The sequence below is a fragment of the Oxalobacteraceae bacterium OTU3CAMAD1 genome (genome assembly GCA_024123915.1).
In the GTDB taxonomy this organism is placed as follows: Bacteria; Pseudomonadota; Gammaproteobacteria; order Burkholderiales; family Burkholderiaceae_D; genus Rugamonas.
In genome coordinates this window covers 452,025-468,198 of sequence record CP099650.1, presented here as the reverse complement: position 1 = coordinate 468,198, position 16,174 = coordinate 452,025, and the positions used below count along the sequence as shown (strand labels likewise).

At 60.2% G+C, this 16,174-nt stretch carries 21 protein-coding genes; 6 read left to right on the top strand and 15 right to left on the bottom strand.

Annotation, left to right across the window (positions count from 1 at the left end):
- Positions 1-6 precede the first annotated feature (6 nt).
- The gene (gene speD / locus NHH88_01910) at positions 7-411 is read left to right on the top strand and encodes an adenosylmethionine decarboxylase (GenBank protein USX14579.1); all 405 of its coding nucleotides are present in this window, start codon (positions 7-9) and stop codon (positions 409-411) included.
- On the opposite strand, the gene NHH88_01905 is transcribed toward speD, so the two are convergent.
- Together NHH88_01905 and NHH88_01900 are read right to left on the bottom strand one after the other, a co-directional pair.
- Positions 412-603, bottom strand: a complete 192-nt coding sequence (locus NHH88_01905) for a hypothetical protein (protein ID USX14578.1) — start codon at positions 601-603, stop codon at positions 412-414.
- A 159-nt stretch (positions 604-762) separates the two neighbouring features.
- The gene (locus NHH88_01900; GenBank protein USX14577.1) at positions 763-1,389 is read right to left on the bottom strand and encodes a glutathione S-transferase family protein; all 627 of its coding nucleotides are present in this window, start codon (positions 1,387-1,389) and stop codon (positions 763-765) included.
- A gap of 81 nt (positions 1,390-1,470) precedes the next feature.
- On the opposite strand from NHH88_01900, the gene NHH88_01895 reads away from it, so the two are divergent.
- The 3 genes from NHH88_01895 to NHH88_01885 all read left to right on the top strand — a co-directional run bounded on the left by NHH88_01895 (position 1,471) and on the right by NHH88_01885 (position 4,938).
- Positions 1,471-2,292: a helix-turn-helix domain-containing protein gene (locus NHH88_01895; GenBank protein ID USX17507.1), complete on the top strand. Its 822-nt coding sequence runs from the start codon at positions 1,471-1,473 to the stop codon at positions 2,290-2,292.
- Positions 2,293-2,600: 308 nt separating this feature from the next.
- Complete coding sequence (gene rsgA / locus NHH88_01890; protein ID USX14576.1) at positions 2,601-3,638, top strand: ribosome small subunit-dependent GTPase A; 1,038 nt, start codon at positions 2,601-2,603, stop codon at positions 3,636-3,638.
- A 169-nt stretch (positions 3,639-3,807) separates the two neighbouring features.
- On the top strand, positions 3,808-4,938 hold the full coding sequence (locus NHH88_01885) for a sensor histidine kinase (protein USX14575.1): 1,131 nt from the start codon (positions 3,808-3,810) through the stop codon (positions 4,936-4,938).
- 30 nt (positions 4,939-4,968) lie between these two features.
- Here NHH88_01885 and NHH88_01880 read toward each other — a convergent pair whose 3' ends face one another.
- Both NHH88_01880 and NHH88_01875 read right to left on the bottom strand, forming a co-directional pair.
- Complete coding sequence (locus tag NHH88_01880) at positions 4,969-5,418, bottom strand: MarR family winged helix-turn-helix transcriptional regulator (GenBank protein USX14574.1); 450 nt, start codon at positions 5,416-5,418, stop codon at positions 4,969-4,971.
- The gene (locus tag NHH88_01875) at positions 5,415-6,278 is read right to left on the bottom strand and encodes an alpha/beta fold hydrolase (protein USX14573.1); all 864 of its coding nucleotides are present in this window, start codon (positions 6,276-6,278) and stop codon (positions 5,415-5,417) included. Before NHH88_01875 ends, NHH88_01880 begins: the two co-directional genes overlap by 4 nt.
- 139 nt (positions 6,279-6,417) lie before the next feature.
- Between NHH88_01875 and NHH88_01870 the strand changes: the two genes are divergently transcribed.
- Together NHH88_01870 and NHH88_01865 are read left to right on the top strand one after the other, a co-directional pair.
- Positions 6,418-6,726, top strand: a complete 309-nt coding sequence (locus NHH88_01870) for a type II toxin-antitoxin system RelE/ParE family toxin (GenBank protein ID USX14572.1) — start codon at positions 6,418-6,420, stop codon at positions 6,724-6,726.
- Positions 6,713-7,051, top strand: a complete 339-nt coding sequence (locus NHH88_01865; protein ID USX14571.1) for a helix-turn-helix domain-containing protein — start codon at positions 6,713-6,715, stop codon at positions 7,049-7,051. Before NHH88_01870 ends, NHH88_01865 begins: the two co-directional genes overlap by 14 nt.
- A gap of 48 nt (positions 7,052-7,099) precedes the next feature.
- Here NHH88_01865 and NHH88_01860 read toward each other — a convergent pair whose 3' ends face one another.
- The 11 genes from NHH88_01860 to NHH88_01810 form a co-directional block, all read right to left on the bottom strand.
- Positions 7,100-7,522, bottom strand: a complete 423-nt coding sequence (locus NHH88_01860) for a F0F1 ATP synthase subunit epsilon (GenBank protein USX14570.1) — start codon at positions 7,520-7,522, stop codon at positions 7,100-7,102.
- A 54-nt stretch (positions 7,523-7,576) separates the two neighbouring features.
- Positions 7,577-8,977 carry a F0F1 ATP synthase subunit beta gene (gene atpD / locus NHH88_01855; GenBank protein ID USX14569.1) on the bottom strand — a complete coding sequence of 467 codons (1,401 nt, stop codon included), beginning with the start codon at positions 8,975-8,977 and terminating at the stop codon, positions 7,577-7,579.
- Between the two features lie 29 nt (positions 8,978-9,006).
- Positions 9,007-9,882: a F0F1 ATP synthase subunit gamma gene (gene atpG / locus NHH88_01850; protein USX14568.1), complete on the bottom strand. Its 876-nt coding sequence runs from the start codon at positions 9,880-9,882 to the stop codon at positions 9,007-9,009.
- A gap of 60 nt (positions 9,883-9,942) precedes the next feature.
- Entirely contained in the window at positions 9,943-11,484 is a 1,542-nt protein-coding gene (atpA, locus tag NHH88_01845; GenBank protein USX14567.1) for a F0F1 ATP synthase subunit alpha, read from the bottom strand.
- 75 nt (positions 11,485-11,559) lie between these two features.
- Positions 11,560-12,105 carry a F0F1 ATP synthase subunit delta gene (locus NHH88_01840; GenBank protein ID USX14566.1) on the bottom strand — a complete coding sequence of 182 codons (546 nt, stop codon included), beginning with the start codon at positions 12,103-12,105 and terminating at the stop codon, positions 11,560-11,562.
- A gap of 2 nt (positions 12,106-12,107) precedes the next feature.
- Positions 12,108-12,578 carry a F0F1 ATP synthase subunit B gene (locus NHH88_01835; protein ID USX14565.1) on the bottom strand — a complete coding sequence of 157 codons (471 nt, stop codon included), beginning with the start codon at positions 12,576-12,578 and terminating at the stop codon, positions 12,108-12,110.
- A 42-nt stretch (positions 12,579-12,620) separates the two neighbouring features.
- Positions 12,621-12,899 carry a F0F1 ATP synthase subunit C gene (gene atpE, locus NHH88_01830; protein ID USX14564.1) on the bottom strand — a complete coding sequence of 93 codons (279 nt, stop codon included), beginning with the start codon at positions 12,897-12,899 and terminating at the stop codon, positions 12,621-12,623.
- A gap of 65 nt (positions 12,900-12,964) precedes the next feature.
- Positions 12,965-13,771: a F0F1 ATP synthase subunit A gene (atpB, locus tag NHH88_01825; protein USX14563.1), complete on the bottom strand. Its 807-nt coding sequence runs from the start codon at positions 13,769-13,771 to the stop codon at positions 12,965-12,967.
- Between the two features lie 20 nt (positions 13,772-13,791).
- Entirely contained in the window at positions 13,792-14,157 is a 366-nt protein-coding gene (locus NHH88_01820; protein ID USX14562.1) for an ATP synthase subunit I, read from the bottom strand.
- Positions 14,158-14,419: 262 nt separating this feature from the next.
- Positions 14,420-15,307 carry a ParB/RepB/Spo0J family partition protein gene (locus NHH88_01815; GenBank protein ID USX14561.1) on the bottom strand — a complete coding sequence of 296 codons (888 nt, stop codon included), beginning with the start codon at positions 15,305-15,307 and terminating at the stop codon, positions 14,420-14,422.
- 18 nt (positions 15,308-15,325) lie between these two features.
- Positions 15,326-16,096, bottom strand: coding sequence for an AAA family ATPase (locus NHH88_01810; protein USX14560.1), 771 nt, complete (start codon positions 16,094-16,096; stop codon positions 15,326-15,328).
- Positions 16,097-16,174: the final 78 nt, after the last annotated feature.

The following is a 16,174-nucleotide window of genomic DNA, read 5'->3' as shown; positions in this document are numbered from 1 at the left end:
CCACAAGTGAAACGCGAAACGCTCCCGGGCGCCGTTGCGGCCGCGCCGGCCGTTCACCAGCCGGCCGGCATCCATGTGCTGGCCGATCTGAACGGAATCGATGCTGAAAAATTATGCAGCTGCGAGGCGCTGGAACAGTTGTTAAGGGCGGCTGCCGAGGCGGCGCAGGCCCACGTGTTGCACAGCCACTTTCACGGATTTGGCGAAGGCCAGGGTGTGACCGGGGTGGTGTTGCTGGCCGAATCGCATATCTCGATCCACACGTGGCCGGAATGCGGCTTTGCCGCCGCCGACATCTTCATGTGCGGCAACGCGCAGCCGGAGCTAGCGCTCACCATCATCGAACAGGCCTTGTCGCCTGCCTCCAGCCAGATCAACACGGTGCGGCGGGCGCCGCCCGGCTCCGACTGATCAGTTCATCCTGGCCGCGCTTTGGCTGGCCGTCATCGGTTTAAGCGGAATGTCGCGGAAGATGGCGTTTTTGGGCGTAACGGTCGGCGTCCTGTTGCCCGCGACCGACTCCGCCGTCAGCGATTGATGCCGGACAGTCGATGCGCAGCCGGCAAGCACCACCACGCCAACCAAAAAGAATGCCTTTTTCATATTTTGTCCCCGTTTTGCTATTTTACCTACTCGCATAACTGAAGTAACAATACCTCAAAGCGCCACGGGAACAATTGAAAAACGGTTCAAAATGAAAAATAAATTGGAAATTAGCAACGGTGTTGCACTAGTGCTAATTTCCCGATGGGCCATTGCTTGTCAGGCCGCTTGTGCGGCGGCCATCTCATCATCCCGTCGCTGGACCTCGACGGCGGCCGGCCGGCCCTGCACGCGGGCGACGTAGTCGGTGATTTCCTGGCGCTTGGGCAGCAGGTCGAAAGCGGTCATCCATCCCAGCGCCCCGCCCCACAACACATCGAGCGCGGTGAACTGCTCGCCCAGCATGTAAGGTCCCTTGGACAGCTGGCCCACTAGCGTGTTGAAAACGTCGTCGAAATTGCCGTAGCCGGTGGTCTTCTTGTCCTCGACTTCGCGCTTGAGCCAACGGTCGACCAGCGCCGGCTCGAAGCAGCTGCCGTAAAACGCCATCCAGCGCAGATACGGGCCGCGCTGCGGATCGCCGATCGGCGGCGCCAGCTTCGCTTCGGGGAACAGGTCGGCCAGATACGGGTAGATCGCCACCTGTTCGGTGACGATGGCGTCGTCGTGGCGGATGGCCGGCACCTTGCCCATCGGATTGACGGACAGATAGGCGGCCTCGCGGTTCTCGCCCTTCTTCATGTTCATCACGTGCAACTGGTAAGGCGCCTTGAGTTCCTCCAGCAAGGTGATCACGCTGGTGGAGCGGGAGTGCGGGCAGTGATATAAAGTGATTTGCGATGCCATAGACGTCTCCTGTCGGTGGTGAGGAAAATGCCACGATAGCCGCTGCTATCATGGCCGTCTTGTAAAAACGCGAACACGATGATGATGAACAAGCTGATGGCCGATGACCGCTACAAAGGTGTGGTGCATCCGGCGGCGGTGGGCAAGGTCTTCCGGCTGGAGCGCTATCTGCCCGAGCCGGATCTGGCGCCATTTGTCGAGTACTTCTGGCTGGTCGCGTGGCAATTGCCGCCAGGCGTGGTCCACGTCCAGCGCACCCTGCCCTCGCCATGCATCCACGTGGTGTTTGACAGCGGCAGAAGCGGCGTGTTCGGCGTGATGACGGGCGCCTTCGAATACACGCTGCGCGACAGCGGCCGCGTGCTGGGCACACGGTTCCGGCCGGGTGCGTTTCGCGGTTTTCTCGGCCGGCCGGTGCAATCCATCACCGACCAGGAACTGCCGCTGTCGTCGCTGTTTCACTGCGACGACGCCGACGCCGAACGCGATGTGCTCGGCGCGCCCGACGACGCCGGCATGGTCGCCGCCGCCAGCGCCATCCTCCGCGGCGCGCTGCCGCCGCACGATCCGCAAGTGGAACGCATCGGCACGATATTGCAGACAATTAAAGACCATCCCGACATCACGCAAGTCCAGCAACTTGCCGATCAACTGGGTATCAGTGTGCGCCGGCTGCAACTGCTATTCAAGGAATATGTCGGCGCCAGTCCGAAGTGGGTCATCCGCCGCAACCGCCTGCTCGACGCCGCCGACCAGCTGGCCAACGGCACGGACGTCGACCTCGCCACCTTGGCGCAAGCGCTGGGCTACTACGACCAGGCCCACTTCACGACGGACTTTGAAAAGCTGGTGGGCAAACCGCCAGCCGACTACCGCCGCAGCTGCAAGACACCAACGGCCTGAGAACGTTAAGTCCTCTAAATCACGTAGGGCGGATTAGCGAAGCGTAATCCGCCAAGCTCCGCCACAGACACTAGAGCTCGTGTAGAAATGGTGGACCCGACCCCGGAGTTATGAGAAAATTAATTCCCCTTTTCACCCACCGGAGACAATTCATGCGCACCTTTGACCTTGCCCTCCTGTCGGCTGCCTGATTCCCCGGACTCCCCTGTCATTGTGTTGATCCGCGCGGCAACGCGCAGCTGACTTCCCGTATCCGTTCCTGTCGCGCTCGCGCGAAGGATTCTGCTCGCTTACCGGAAAACACACACATGATAGAGATCGACTTCGCCTTACTGCGCCGCATCGGCTTGACGCACGCCATCGCGGCCCAACTTCACCAATATCCCGACGACACGCGCCTGGCGCGCATCACCGAAATCCAGCGCGACTGGATCACCGTCCATGACGGACACGAGGAATTTCGCGCCCGCGCGCTGCCGGCGCTGCACGACGAACACCTGGCCGTCGGCGACTGGGTGCTCGGCACGGTGCGCGACCATGACGAGCGCTGGCTATGCGCGCTGGTGCCGCCCACCACCCACATCGCGCGGCGCGGCAACGATGGCCGGCATCACCGCCTGGTCAGCAACGTCGACACGGCGCTGCTCGTGATGGGACTCGACCACGACTTCAACCCGCGCCGCCTGGAGCGCTACCTTGCGATCGTACAGAGCGCCGGCGTGCAGCCGGTGGTGGTGCTAAGCAAGGCCGACATCGGCGACGACGTGGCGCAACGCGTGGAACAATTGCGCCAGCGGCTGCCCGCCGACATTCCGCTGCTGGCCATCGACGGCACCAGCGACGATGCCGCGCGCCAGCTGGCGCCTTGGCTGGAGGCGGGACAAACGCTGGTGATGCTGGGCACCTCCGGCGCCGGCAAATCGACCTTGACCAACACCCTCGCGCAAGCGGGCCAGTCGACCGGTGGTGTGCGCAAGGGCGACGGGCGTGGCCGCCATACGACCACCTCGCGTTCGCTGCACCAGTGCGCCGGCGGCGCCTGCATCATCGACACGCCCGGGCTGCGCAGCTGGCAACCCGACACCGATGAAGCCGGCTTGGCGGCGGCGTTCGGGGACATCGACGCTTTGGCGGCCGATTGCCAGTTCCGCGATTGCCGGCACAGCGGCGAAACGGGTTGCGCCGTGCAGGGGGCGATCGACGCCGACCGCCTGCGCAACTATCACAAGCTGTTGCGCGAGGCGCGGCGCGGCCAGCAAACGCCGCTGGACCGCATCGCCGATGTCGCCAAGTGGAAGGTCATGCAACGCGCCGCCCAGGCGAGGTCGAAAGCCCGGCGCGGTTGAGGATACGGCGACGTGCCAGCCCGGCGCGCCGCCGATGCGAACATACCGGACGCCGGGATTCAGTTACACTGAAAGTTAGTCACAGCCACGCGGCCCAGCCGCGTCCAAATTTTCGAGGGGCGTCATTGATAGACGCGCCTCGCGCCACTCTGGAAAGCCAAATAGTGATATGAGCATCTCCGCCTTTATCCGCAACAACATGACGGAGATCCTCGCCGAATGGACCGCCTTCGCCGAGAAAACCGCGCCACCCGAAGGGGAAATGACCAAGCTGGCGCTCACCGACCACGCCCAACAGATCCTGACCGCGATCGCGCTCGATATCGACACGCATCAGAGCGATCAACAGCAGTACGACAAATCCCAGGGCGAGGACATCGATCTGGGCCCCGAGGAAAGCGCCGCCGCCATCCACGGACGGCTGCGCCACGCCAGCAACTTCTCGCTGCTTCAGCTCAGTTCGGAATTCCGGGCGTTGCGGGCGACGGTGCTGCGGCTGTGGTTGCCGGGCGTGACGCAGATGTCGGACGAGACCATCAACGACATGGTGCGCTTCAACGAGGCCATCGACCAGGCGCTGGCCGAATCCATCGTCACCTATTCGGAGCGGGCCGACCGCACGCGGGACCTGTTCCTGGCCGTGCTGGGCCACGATCTGCGGGCGCCGCTGGCCACCATCTCACTGGTTGGCGAGCTGCTCGCGCGGCAGGACGCGTCGCCGGAACAAATCGCCACGTTGGCCGAACGCACCAAGCGCAGCGCCATGCTGATGAGCGCGATGGTGAAGGACCTGTTGGGATTCGCCCGGCTTCAGATGGCTGCCGGCATGCCGACCACGCGCACGCCGCTGCAGACCGCCGACGTCTGCAAGACGGCCGTGGCCGACGCGCAGGCCATGTTTCCAAACGCCGACATCGTCTTCCACACGGAGGGCGACCTGCATGGCGAGTTCGACGATATTCGCCTGCTGCAGCTGGTCACCAATCTGTTGATCAACGCCGCGCAGCACAGCGACAAGGGCACGCCGGTGACCTTGTCCGCGCACGGCGACGCCGATGCCATCACGTTGAAGGTGGCCAACATCGGGCCGGTGATCCCTGCCGAATCGCTGCAGACCATCTTCCAGCCGCTGGTGCAGCTGGAGCCGGCCGGCGGACCCGATGCGCGTCCCAAGACCAGTCTGGGTCTGGGCTTGTTCATCGCGCAGGAAATCACCGCCGCGCACGACGGCACGATCAGCGTGGCGTCGAGCGAGACCGACGGCACCGTGTTCACCGTGCGCTTTCCGCGCGATCGCTGATAAGGCTCGCTGCACCGGCGGCCTGAGTCCTCAAACGCCCGGCGCGTCGTCCCCGGGCAGTTTCGCGGCGTGATCCAGCCAGCGGGCAACGACGGCCAACTCTTCCTGCGAGAATCCGGCAGTCAATTGGCTATTCAAGCCTTGTAAAACCAAACTCGACTGGGTGCTGGCGGCTTTACCGGCCGCAGTCAAACGCAAGCGCGTCAGGCGGCCATCGGCGGCATCGGCGACGCGTTCGATCAGGCCGGCACCTTGCATACGCTTGGACAGGTTGGTGACCGCCGCCGGGGCCACCCGCAAGGCTTCGGCGATTTCGCCGACCGAGGCCTCGTCTTTCGACGTCAGCAGGAACAACAGCCCCACCTGCGCCGAGGAAATCCCCTCCCAGGAATCGGGACTGCCTTCAATCCATTTCTGGATCGCGCGCTGGGCTCGGTTCAGCAGGAAGACCAGGCGCGGCGGCTTCGGCGGCGCGCTCATTTGGGCACCGCCGCCATCAGCCACGTCGCCACCTTGCCCCACAACTCTTGCTCGAAGCGTTTTTTAAAGAAACCCATGTGGCCGACCGGCGGCATGCCTGCTACGCGCGGATTGAGGTGCCAGCGCTCCATTTGCGCGTTTTTCAGCGGAGATATCAGCATCTGGACGGCGCGGGCGTTGGCCCATGGGTCGTCCTCAAAGCTGACCACCAGCAACGGGATGCGCAGTTGCGCCATGCGCGATTCGGCCGCCATCGCCGGATCGTCGAAGAAGTAGCGCGGCAAGGTGGTCCATCGGCGCCATTGCGTCATCGCGGTCCCGGGCAAGTCTTCGCCGAAGCCCAGGCGCTTGTTGGGCATATAGCCTTTCACCGCAACCAATATCGGTGCCAGCACGCGCATGATGAAACGCACGCGTTGACGCTCGGCCCAGCCCTTGATGGTATGCGAGGCGCCGGCGTGCGACGCCAGCATCACCGCCGCGCGCAGCGCTCCGCTCGACGGCGACAAGGCGATCGCATGGCCGCCGATGCTGTGGCCGATGGCCAGCAGCGGCAACTGCGGAAACCGCCCTTGTGCCCACGCCGTGACGGTCGGGACGTCGTGATCGATCCAGTCCGACATGCTGACGTCATAACCGCGCAAGGAGGCCGGACGCGAGCGGCCGATGCCGCGATAGTCGTAGGTGAGCACGCTCAACCCCAGGCTAGCCAGATAGCGGGCGAAACTTTGGTAGTAGCCCTGCGGCACGCCGGTGGCCGGATGCAGCAGCACCAGCGCGCGTGGATTGTCAGCCGGCCAGTGGGTTCCGGAGATCGTGCCCGCATCAGGCACGTTAATGATGATATTTTCGCTGTCCACGATGGCTGGAGATAGTTAACGTGTTAACGAATATAGCATCCAAAGCATGCTGCCGCAAGCAAATGCATCACGCGCGAAAGATGGTGGATCTTTGATACCGCCCTAAAACGACTATACTTCTTGAAGATACAGTCGTTCGATGTTTACCGTCGTCGAAACGCCGATGTTCCAAAGCCGCTGGCCTCTCTACTGGAGCGAGGAGGAGCGGGGAGATTTCGCATCATTCATCGCGGCTCATCCCAACGCAGGAACAGTGGTGCCAGCTACCGGTGGCGTGCGCAAGGTGCGTTGGAGACGGATGGGATCAGGCAAGTCTGGCGGTGTCAGAGTTATTTATTTCACGCGCTCAGCGGCCGGCGAAATTGTCTTGCTGACATTGTACGCAAAAGCCGATACCGCAAATCTATCGAGTGCGATACTTAAGGAAATTCGCCGTGTCTACGAATAGAAAATTGCCTCTCAGCGACGAAGAGCTGGAAGTATTCGAAGCGACCCGTGACTTGGGCGCCGAGCTGCTACAGGCGGGCAAGGAAATGAAAGCGGGTCTGGGGCGGGTCGTGTACTCACCGCTGATTGCGGCCCGTGAAAATACCGGTCTCACACGGGAACAATTCTCGGTTTTGTTGGGAATCACCCCAGGTGAGCTCACGGAGATGGAACAAGAGCGTCAACAACCGGACGGCGCCATACGCACCCTGATTGCCATCGCCCTCAACCATCCCGAAGCATTGGTCGCCGTCGCGAACCGAACTCAAGAAGCACTAGTGCCATAAAAAAAGGCAGCCGAGGCTGCCTTTTTTGCTGTGCTGCGTGTGCGTTGCTTAGTGCTTGGCGCGCAGTTTGGCGATCGCGGCCAGTTGGCCGATCGCTGCCGCCAGTTCGGCTTGCGCTTTCGCGTAGTCGATACCGGAGGTGTTGTTCGCCAGCGCTTCTTCGGCACGTTTCTTGGCCGCTGCCGCTTTGACTTCGTCCAGATCCTTGCCGCGAATCGCGGTGTCGGCCAGCACCGTCACGGCGCCCGGCTGCACTTCCAGCAGGCCGCCGGCGACGAAGACAAATTCTTCCTCAGCTTGACCTGGTACCTGGATGCGGACCGCGCCCGGACGGATGCGGGTGATCAAAGGCGTGTGCTTGGGATAGATCCCCAGCTCGCCCTGTTCGCCCGGCAACGCGACGAATTCGGCTTCGCCGGAGTAGATCAACTCCTCGGCGGAAACCACGTCAACGTGAATAGTATTTGCCATGTGTGTCCTGTCGGGTTAGCTGCGGCCCCGCCTGGGCGGGACCGCGCTCAACGATTAGTTGAGTTTCTTGGCTTTTTCGATTGCTTCTTCGATCGTGCCGACCATGTAGAACGCTTGTTCCGGCAGGTGATCGAGCTCGCCCGAAGCGATCATTTTGAAGCCCTTGATCGTGTCCTTCAGCGAGACGTATTTACCAGGCGCGCCGGTAAACACTTCAGCAACGTGGAACGGCTGCGACAGGAAACGCTGCATCTTACGTGCACGGGCGACCAGCAGTTTGTCTTCCGGCGCCAGTTCGTCCATACCCAGAATCGCGATAATGTCACGCAGTTCCTTGTAGCGCTGCAGGGTGCCCTGAACAGCGCGCGCGGTGTCGTAGTGCTCTTGACCGACGACCAGCGGGTCCAGCTGGCGCGAGGTCGAGTCCAGTGGATCGACCGCAGGGTAGATACCCAGCGAGGCGATGTCACGCGACAGAACGACGGTCGAATCCAGGTGACCGAAGGTGGTCGCTGGCGACGGGTCGGTCAAGTCATCCGCTGGAACGTACACGGCCTGGATCGAGGTGATCGAACCGGTCTTGGTCGAGGTGATGCGCTCTTGCAGACGGCCCATCTCTTCGGCCAGGGTAGGCTGGTAACCCACTGCGGAAGGCATACGGCCCAGCAGTGCGGATACTTCGGTACCGGCCAGCGTGAAGCGGTAGATGTTGTCGACGAAGAACAGAACGTCCTTGCCTTCATCACGGAACGCTTCAGCCATGGTCAGGCCGGTCAGCGCGACGCGCAGACGGTTGCCTGGTGGTTCGTTCATCTGACCGTAAACCATCGCCACTTTGGAGTTCTCTGGGTTTTCCAGATCGACCACTTTGGCATCGGCCATCTCGTGGTAGAAGTCGTTACCTTCGCGGGTACGCTCACCCACACCGGCGAACACGGACAAACCCGAGTGCGCTTTAGCGATGTTGTTGATCAGTTCCATCATGTTCACGGTCTTGCCGACGCCGGCGCCACCGAACAGACCGACCTTACCGCCTTTGGCGAACGGGCAAACCAGGTCAATAACCTTGATGCCGGTTTCCAGCAGGTCCTGCGATGGCGACAGTTCGTCGTATGCAGGAGGGGTGCGGTGGATCGAAGCGATCTGGTCGTGAGCGACCGGGCCGCATTCGTCGATCGGGTTGCCCAGCACGTCCATGATGCGACCCAGGGTCGCTTTGCCCACTGGCACCATGATCGGCTTGCCGGTGTTCTGGATCATCATGCCGCGGCGCAGGCCGTCGGACGAACCCAGAGCAATGGTACGGACCACGCCGTCGCCCAGCTGTTGTTGTACTTCCAGGGTCAGCTCGGAGCCTTCCATTTTCAAGGCATCGAATACCTTAGGCATCGCGTTGCGGGGAAACTCAACGTCCACCACAGCGCCGATACACTGAACGATTTTGCCATCAGCCATGTTCGTTCCTTCTATATAGTTTAATTCGTTTAAACCGCAGCCGCACCGGCGACGATTTCGGAGAGTTCTTTGGTAATCGCAGCTTGGCGGGTCTTGTTGTAGATCAGCTTCAATTCGCCGATCACACTGCCGGCGTTATCGCTTGCCGACTTCATCGCCACCATACGCGCCGATTGCTCGGACGCCAGGTTTTCCGCCACCGACTGGTACACCAGCGCTTCAATATAGCGCTCCAGAAGTTCATCGATCACGCTTGCTGCGTCCGGCTCGTAGATGTAATCCCAGTTGTGATTACCCGCGTCGGCTTGCATCTTAGCGGCTGGCAATGGCAGCAACTGCTCCACCACCGGCTCTTGCTTCATCGTGTTGATAAACTTGGTGTAGCACAGATAGACTGCGTCGACCTCACCGTTCTGGAATTTCTCGAGCATGACCTTGACCGGTCCGATCAGTTTTTCCAGGTGCGGCGTATCGCCGATCTGCGTTACTTGCGCAACGACAGGAACGCCTACGCGATTCAAAAACCCCAACCCTTTGTTACCGATGGCCACCGCGGCAATTTTGTTGCCGGCTGTTTCCAGCTCACGGGTTTTCGACGTCACCATGCGCAAGATGTTGGTGTTCATACCGCCGCACAGACCTTTGTCCGTGGTGACGATGATGAAACCAACCTTCTTGGCCGTGTCCTGTTGCTCTGTTGCCAGGAACGGGTGCGTGTATTCCGGATTAGCGGTAGCCAGATTAGCGGCGATATTGCGAATCTTCTCACTGTAGGGACGGGCGGCGCGCATACGGTCCTGCGCTTTGCGCATTTTCGATGCGGCAACCATTTCCATCGCCTTGGTGATCTTCTTCGTATTCTCTACGCTCTTGATCTTGCCTCGTATCTCTTTGCCTGCTGCCATGAGTCCTTACTCCTTCTGCGCTGAAGGCGGTCTCAGCCTAAGCTGGACCGCCCGTGCCGCTTAAAATGCGCCGGATTTCTTGAAGTCGGCAACAGCGGCCGACAGCGTTGCTTCGCCGTCTTTGTCCAGTTGCTTCGACGATTCAATCTTCGACAGCAGATCAGCTTGCTTAGTCTTCAGGTAGGCGTGCAGACCGGCTTCGAACGACAGTACCTTCTTGACTGGCACGTCATCCAGGTAGCCCTTGTTCACTGCGAACAGCGAAGCGGCCATCAGCGAGATCGACAGTGGCGAGTACTGGGCTTGCTTCAGCAGTTCGGTGACGCGCGCGCCACGGTCCAGCTGTTTGCGGGTCGATTCGTCCAGGTCCGAGGCGAACTGCGCGAACGCGGCCAGCTCACGGTACTGCGCCAAGTCGGTACGGATACCGCCGGACAGGTTTTTGATGACCTTGGTCTGAGCGGCGCCACCGACGCGCGACACCGAAATACCGGCGTTAATCGCAGGACGGATGCCCGAGTTGAACAGCGAAGTTTCCAGGAAGATCTGACCGTCGGTGATCGAAATCACGTTGGTTGGAACGAACGCCGAAACGTCGCCAGCCTGGGTTTCGATGATCGGCAGTGCGGTCAGCGAACCGGTCTTGCCGGTGACGGCGCCGTTGGTGAAGGCGGACACGTAGTCGGCGTTCACGCGGGCTGCGCGTTCCAGCAGACGCGAGTGGAGGTAGAACACGTCGCCTGGGTAAGCTTCGCGGCCTGGTGGGCGGCGCAGCAGCAGGGAGATCTGACGGTAGGCAACAGCTTGCTTCGACAAGTCATCGTAGACGATCAGTGCGTCTTCGCCGCGGTCGCGGAAGTATTCGCCCATCGTGCAGCCCGAGTAGGCCGAGATGTATTGCATAGCGGCCGATTCCGACGCGGTCGCTGCGACCACGATGGTGTACTCGAGCGCGCCGTGCGTTTCCAGCGAGCGAACGATGTTTTTGATGGTCGAGGCTTTTTGACCGATGGCGACGTAGATACACGTTACGCCCTGGCCTTTTTGGTTGATGATCGCATCAACGGCCACGGCCGATTTACCGGTTTGACGGTCGCCAATGATCAGCTCGCGCTGGCCACGGCCAATCGGTACCATCGCGTCGATCGACTTCAGACCGGTCTGCATAGGCTGCGAAACGGACTCACGGGCGATAACGCCCGGTGCGATCTTTTCGATCGGCGAGGTCAGCTTGGCTTCGATGGCGCCCTTGCCGTCGATCGGCTGGCCCAGCGCATTGACCACACGGCCGCGCAGTTCAGGACCGACCGGCACTTCCAGAATGCGGCCGGTGCACTTGACCGTGTCACCTTCGGAGATGTGCTCGTAAGCACCCAGAATCACGGCGCCAACGGAGTCACGCTCCAGGTTCATCGCCAGACCGAAGGTGTTACCTGGGAATTCCAGCATTTCGCCCTGCATCACTTCCGACAGGCCGTGGATGCGGACGATACCGTCGGCGACGGAAATAACCGTGCCTTGGTTGCGTACTTCAGCGCCGCCATCAAGGCCTTGGATACGGCTCTTGATCAGCTCGCTGATTTCAGATGGGTTGAGTTGCATACTAACTCCTAAAAGTGTTTCTCTCAGCTTGCGCGAGGGGAAGAATCTGTTCTAAGCGGGTCCCAGGCTTGCGCCTTAGGCGGCCAGTGCCACACGCATTTGCGACAGCTTGGCGCGGACCGAAGTGTCCAGCACTTCATCGCCAACCACCACGCGCACGCCACCGATCAACGCCGGATCCACGGTCACGACCGGGTTCAGCTTGCGGCCGAATTTCTTTTCCAGTGTCGCGACCAGGTCACCGACCTGAGCGGCGCTCAGTTCGAAGGCGCTGGTGATCTCGGCGTCCGCCGCACCTTCCGTGGCGTTTTTCAACGCCTGGAATTGCGTGCCGATTTCCGGCAGCAGACTGATACGGCCGTTGTCGACCAGCATCGCCAGGAAGTTTTTCGCTTCCGTGTTCAGCGGCGACTTCACCAGGGCCGTAATGGCGGCGCTCACGTCGCTTGCCGAGGTCTTCGGGTTGCGGGCGAATGCTTGCACCTCGGGGTGGGCACCGATCTGGGCCAGTTCGGCCACTAGATCGGACCACGCCGCGAGGCTGAACGATTCCTTACCTGCTTGGGCTACGCGGAACAAAGCTTCCGCGTAGGGACGGGCGACGGTTGCGTTTTCTGCCATGATTACAGCTCGACAGACAGGCGCGACAACAGATCGGCGTGAGCCGAGGCGTTGACTTCGCGCTTCAAGATTTGCTCGGCGCCCTTCACAGCCAGGTCAGCCACCTGAGCGCGCAGCGTGTCGCGCGCCTTGGCCAGTTGCTGATCGGCATCTGCCTTGGCTTGCGCAATGATGCGGTCCGCTTCGGCTTGTGCATTCGCTTTGATTTCTTCAGCCACCAGTTGCGCGCGCTTTTCGGCGTCGGCAACACGTTGCGAAGCTTCTTCGCGTGCACTGGTCAGTGCTTCGGCGGCGCGCTTTTCAGCGACAACCATCGCAGCCTGGCCCTGGTCGGCCGCAGCCAGACCATCAGCGATACGCTTGGCACGCTCATCCAACGCTGCGTTCAGCGATGGAAATACGAACTTCATCGATACCCAGACCAACACCGCGAAGGTGATCATCTGGCCGATGAGAGACATATTGATGTCCATACCTTTGCTCCTAACTAAAAGTTTCTCCTAGGGTGGAGCGGATTACTGAGCAGCGGAGATAACGGCAGCCAGGAACGGGTTGCTGAAGGTGTACAGCAGGGCAACGCCGACGCCGATCATCGAGATCGCATCCAGCAGACCAGCGATAACGAACAGCTTGGTTTGCAGTTGTGGCATCAGTTCTGGTTGACGGGCCGAAGCTTCCAGGAATTTGCCGCCCAGAATTGCGAAACCGAGTGCGGTGCCGATAGCGGCCAGACCGATGATGATTGCTGCGGCCAGAACGGTCATGCTTTGTACTTGTGCGATCAGAGCTTGCATTGAAATTTCTCCTAAGATTTTAAAAAAGACTACAGATACTAAAAAAGTGAAAAACTATTTGTTGATTAGTGCTTCTCGACCGCAAGGCTGAGGTAAACAACAGTCAACGCCATAAACACAAACGCTTGCAGGGTCACCACCAGGATGTGGAAGATAACCCAAGGACCACCCAGCAGCCACTGCGCCCACCATGGCAGCAGAGCGATCAGAATGAACAGCAGCTCGCCGGCGTACATATTGCCGAAGAGTCGCAGCGACAGCGACAGTGGCTTGGCCAGCAACTCGATCATCTGGAAGATGAAGTTGACCGGCGCCAGCACGATGGCCATGAAGCCATGCGCATGGAACGGGGCGGTCAGCAACTCTTTACCCCAGCCGCCCAGACCCTTGGCTTTGATCGAGAAACCAATAATGCACAGCATGACGCCGAACGACATGCCGAAAGTGTGGTTGACGTCGGCGGTAGGCACGACGCGCAGGTAGTGGACGCCAGCGTAGCCCAGCAGCTTAGGCAGCAGGTCGACCGGCAGGAAGTCCATCGCGTTCATCAGCCAAACCCAGCAGAAAATGGTGATCGCCAGCGGGGCGATGACCTTGCTCTTGGCGTGGAAGGCCGAATTGACCACTTCGTTGACCAGCTCCATGACGGCTTCGACGAAGTTTTGCAGCTTGCCCGGGACGCCGGCGGTCGCTTTACGCGACGCCATGTAAAACACGCCCAGGAAAATCAGTCCCAGAATGGCCGAAACCCAGAACGTGTCCAGGTTGTACATGCCATCGGCACTTTTCAGGTGGGTCAGGTGATGCTGGATATACTCAATTGAGGTCGGCGCGGCTTGTTCGTGCGCCCCTGCAGCGTTTTCTGTGGTCATAAAAGTTTAGATTTTGGTGATTAAATTGCTAGCAGTGAGAACCAATATGCCAAGGTTGCCACCGCGAAACCCAAGATCAGCCATAACCAAGAGGCCGACTGAAACAGCGCCAGTGCCACAACAAACAGCACTACCGTGATAAATATTTTCGTTACTTCAGCCCATACATGCGACCGGAAAACTTTTTTGGGGTCATTTGTTCCGCCCGCAACAATCATCGCGTACATCAGACTCCCGATGACTGCGATTGCTCCGCCATAGGCGGCCGACCAAGCTTTGAGTACTCCACCCCAGTTCCAGGCGAGCAAGGCGAATCCAGTGACGATAGCCAACTGGAGGGCGACGACTTTAAACATCGGCTTGGAATGACTCGTTGATTTACTCACTGCCGAGCTCCAAAAAAAGCCGATAAAACCCAAAGACGCGTGATTATATGTGTCTTTACTGTATCACGTCAAACATTGCTGCACCGCAGCAGAGCATTTTGTGCGCGAAAGAGACGCTTTTATAAACATTTCCAAACGCTTTGCACCACTTTGGAACCAGTTCGATGTTTGGCGTTTTGTTGATTTGTGAGCAAAAATCGCTAAACCCGGCGGCTTCGCCTTTTGGGGTCGGACCCAGTGGGTCCGACCCCGCACTGCCGGGTTACGCCCGCAGTCTTGCCAAAACGCCATCCAAAATATCCAAGTCGGCGAAATCGATGATCATCTGGCCGCGTCCCTTGGTGCCCATCTTGAATACCACCGGCGTCGCCAGCTTGTCGGACAGCTCTTCCTCCAGACGCACGATGTCGCCGGACTTTTCCTTCTGCCGCGCCTCAGTTGGAGACGCCTTCTGTTCTTCCAAGGTCTTGGTCACTAATTTTTCGGTCTCGCGCACCGACAGGCGTTTGGCGATGACCATGTTGGCAAGATTGATCTGCGTGGCCGCGTCGACCGCCAACAGCGCGCGAGCGTGGCCCATGTCGATATCGCCGGCCATCAGCATGGTTTGCACCGCCGACGCCAGATTCATCAGGCGCAACAGATTCGACACCGCGCTGCGCGAACGGCCGACGGCGCCGGCCGCCTGCTCGTGCGTGAAACTGAAATCGGTGATCAGGCGATGGATGCCCTGCGCCTCTTCCAGCGGATTCAAATCCTCGCGCTGCATGTTCTCGATCAGCGCCATCGCGGCGGCGGCCTGGTCGTCCACGTCGCGCACCAAAACGGGGAGCGTCTCCAAACCGGCGATTTGCGCGGCGCGGAAACGGCGTTCGCCGGCGATGATCTCGTACTTGATCTCGCCGGTCGCTTTATTGGTGCCGACCGGGCGCACCAGGATCGGCTGCATGATGCCCTGGCTCTTGATCGACGCGGCCAGTTCCTGCAGGCCGCCCTCGTCCATGCGGGTACGCGGTTGATATTTACCCGCCTGCATTTGCGTGACGTTCAATACGGACGGCGTGTTGGCGTCCGCCGTGGTCAGATCGACGTCGCCGCCGAGCAGCGCTTCGAGGCCGCGACCGAGGCCCTTGAGTTTTTTGGTTGCCATGATGTTGGACTCTTTACGTTACATTTTTTTAATGCGCGCGACCATCTCGGCGCCGAAGGCGATATACGCCTGCGCACCCTTGGAGGATGGATCGAACGTGACGCCAGGCAAACCATACGATGGCGCTTCGGCCAGACGCACGTTGCGCGGGATGATGGTTTTGAAGACCTTGTCGCCGAAGTGCTGCTCGAGCTGCGCCGACACCTGCTGCGACAGCGTCATGCGCGGATCGAACATCACGCGCAGCAGGCCGATGATCTTCAGGTCCGGATTCAGGTTGGCGTGCACCTTCTTGATGGTGTTGACCAGGTCGGACAAGCCTTCCAGTGCGTAGTACTCGCACTGCATCGGGATGATGACGCCATGCGCGGCGCACAGGCCGTTCAGGGTCAGCATGGACAACGCCGGCGGGCAGTCGATCAGGATGAAGTCGTATTCCTTGTCGACGGCCGTCAGCGCATCCTTCAGGCGGCGTTCGCGGTTGTCCAGCGAGACCATCTCCACTTCCGCACCCGCCAGCTCGCGGTTGGACGGCAGCACGTCGAACTTGCCCGGCTCCGAACGCTGGCGCGCGGTGGCGACGTCGGACTCGCCCAGCATGACCTCATAGGTCGACGCGGGCAGGCCCGCCTTGTTGATGCCCGCGCCCATCGTCGCGTTGCCTTGCGGGTCCAGGTCCACCAGCAGCACGCGCTGGTTCAGTTTTGCCAGGCCGGCGGCCAGGTTGACGGTTGTTGTTGTTTTACCAACTCCACCTTTTTGATTCGCTACGCAGAAAATTTTTGCCATGTAGTTCTTATCGATCTCTTTTGGGTTCCGGACGCCGAGGTCTCGTTTTCAGTTAATTGTTTATACTGTTTAAACTAT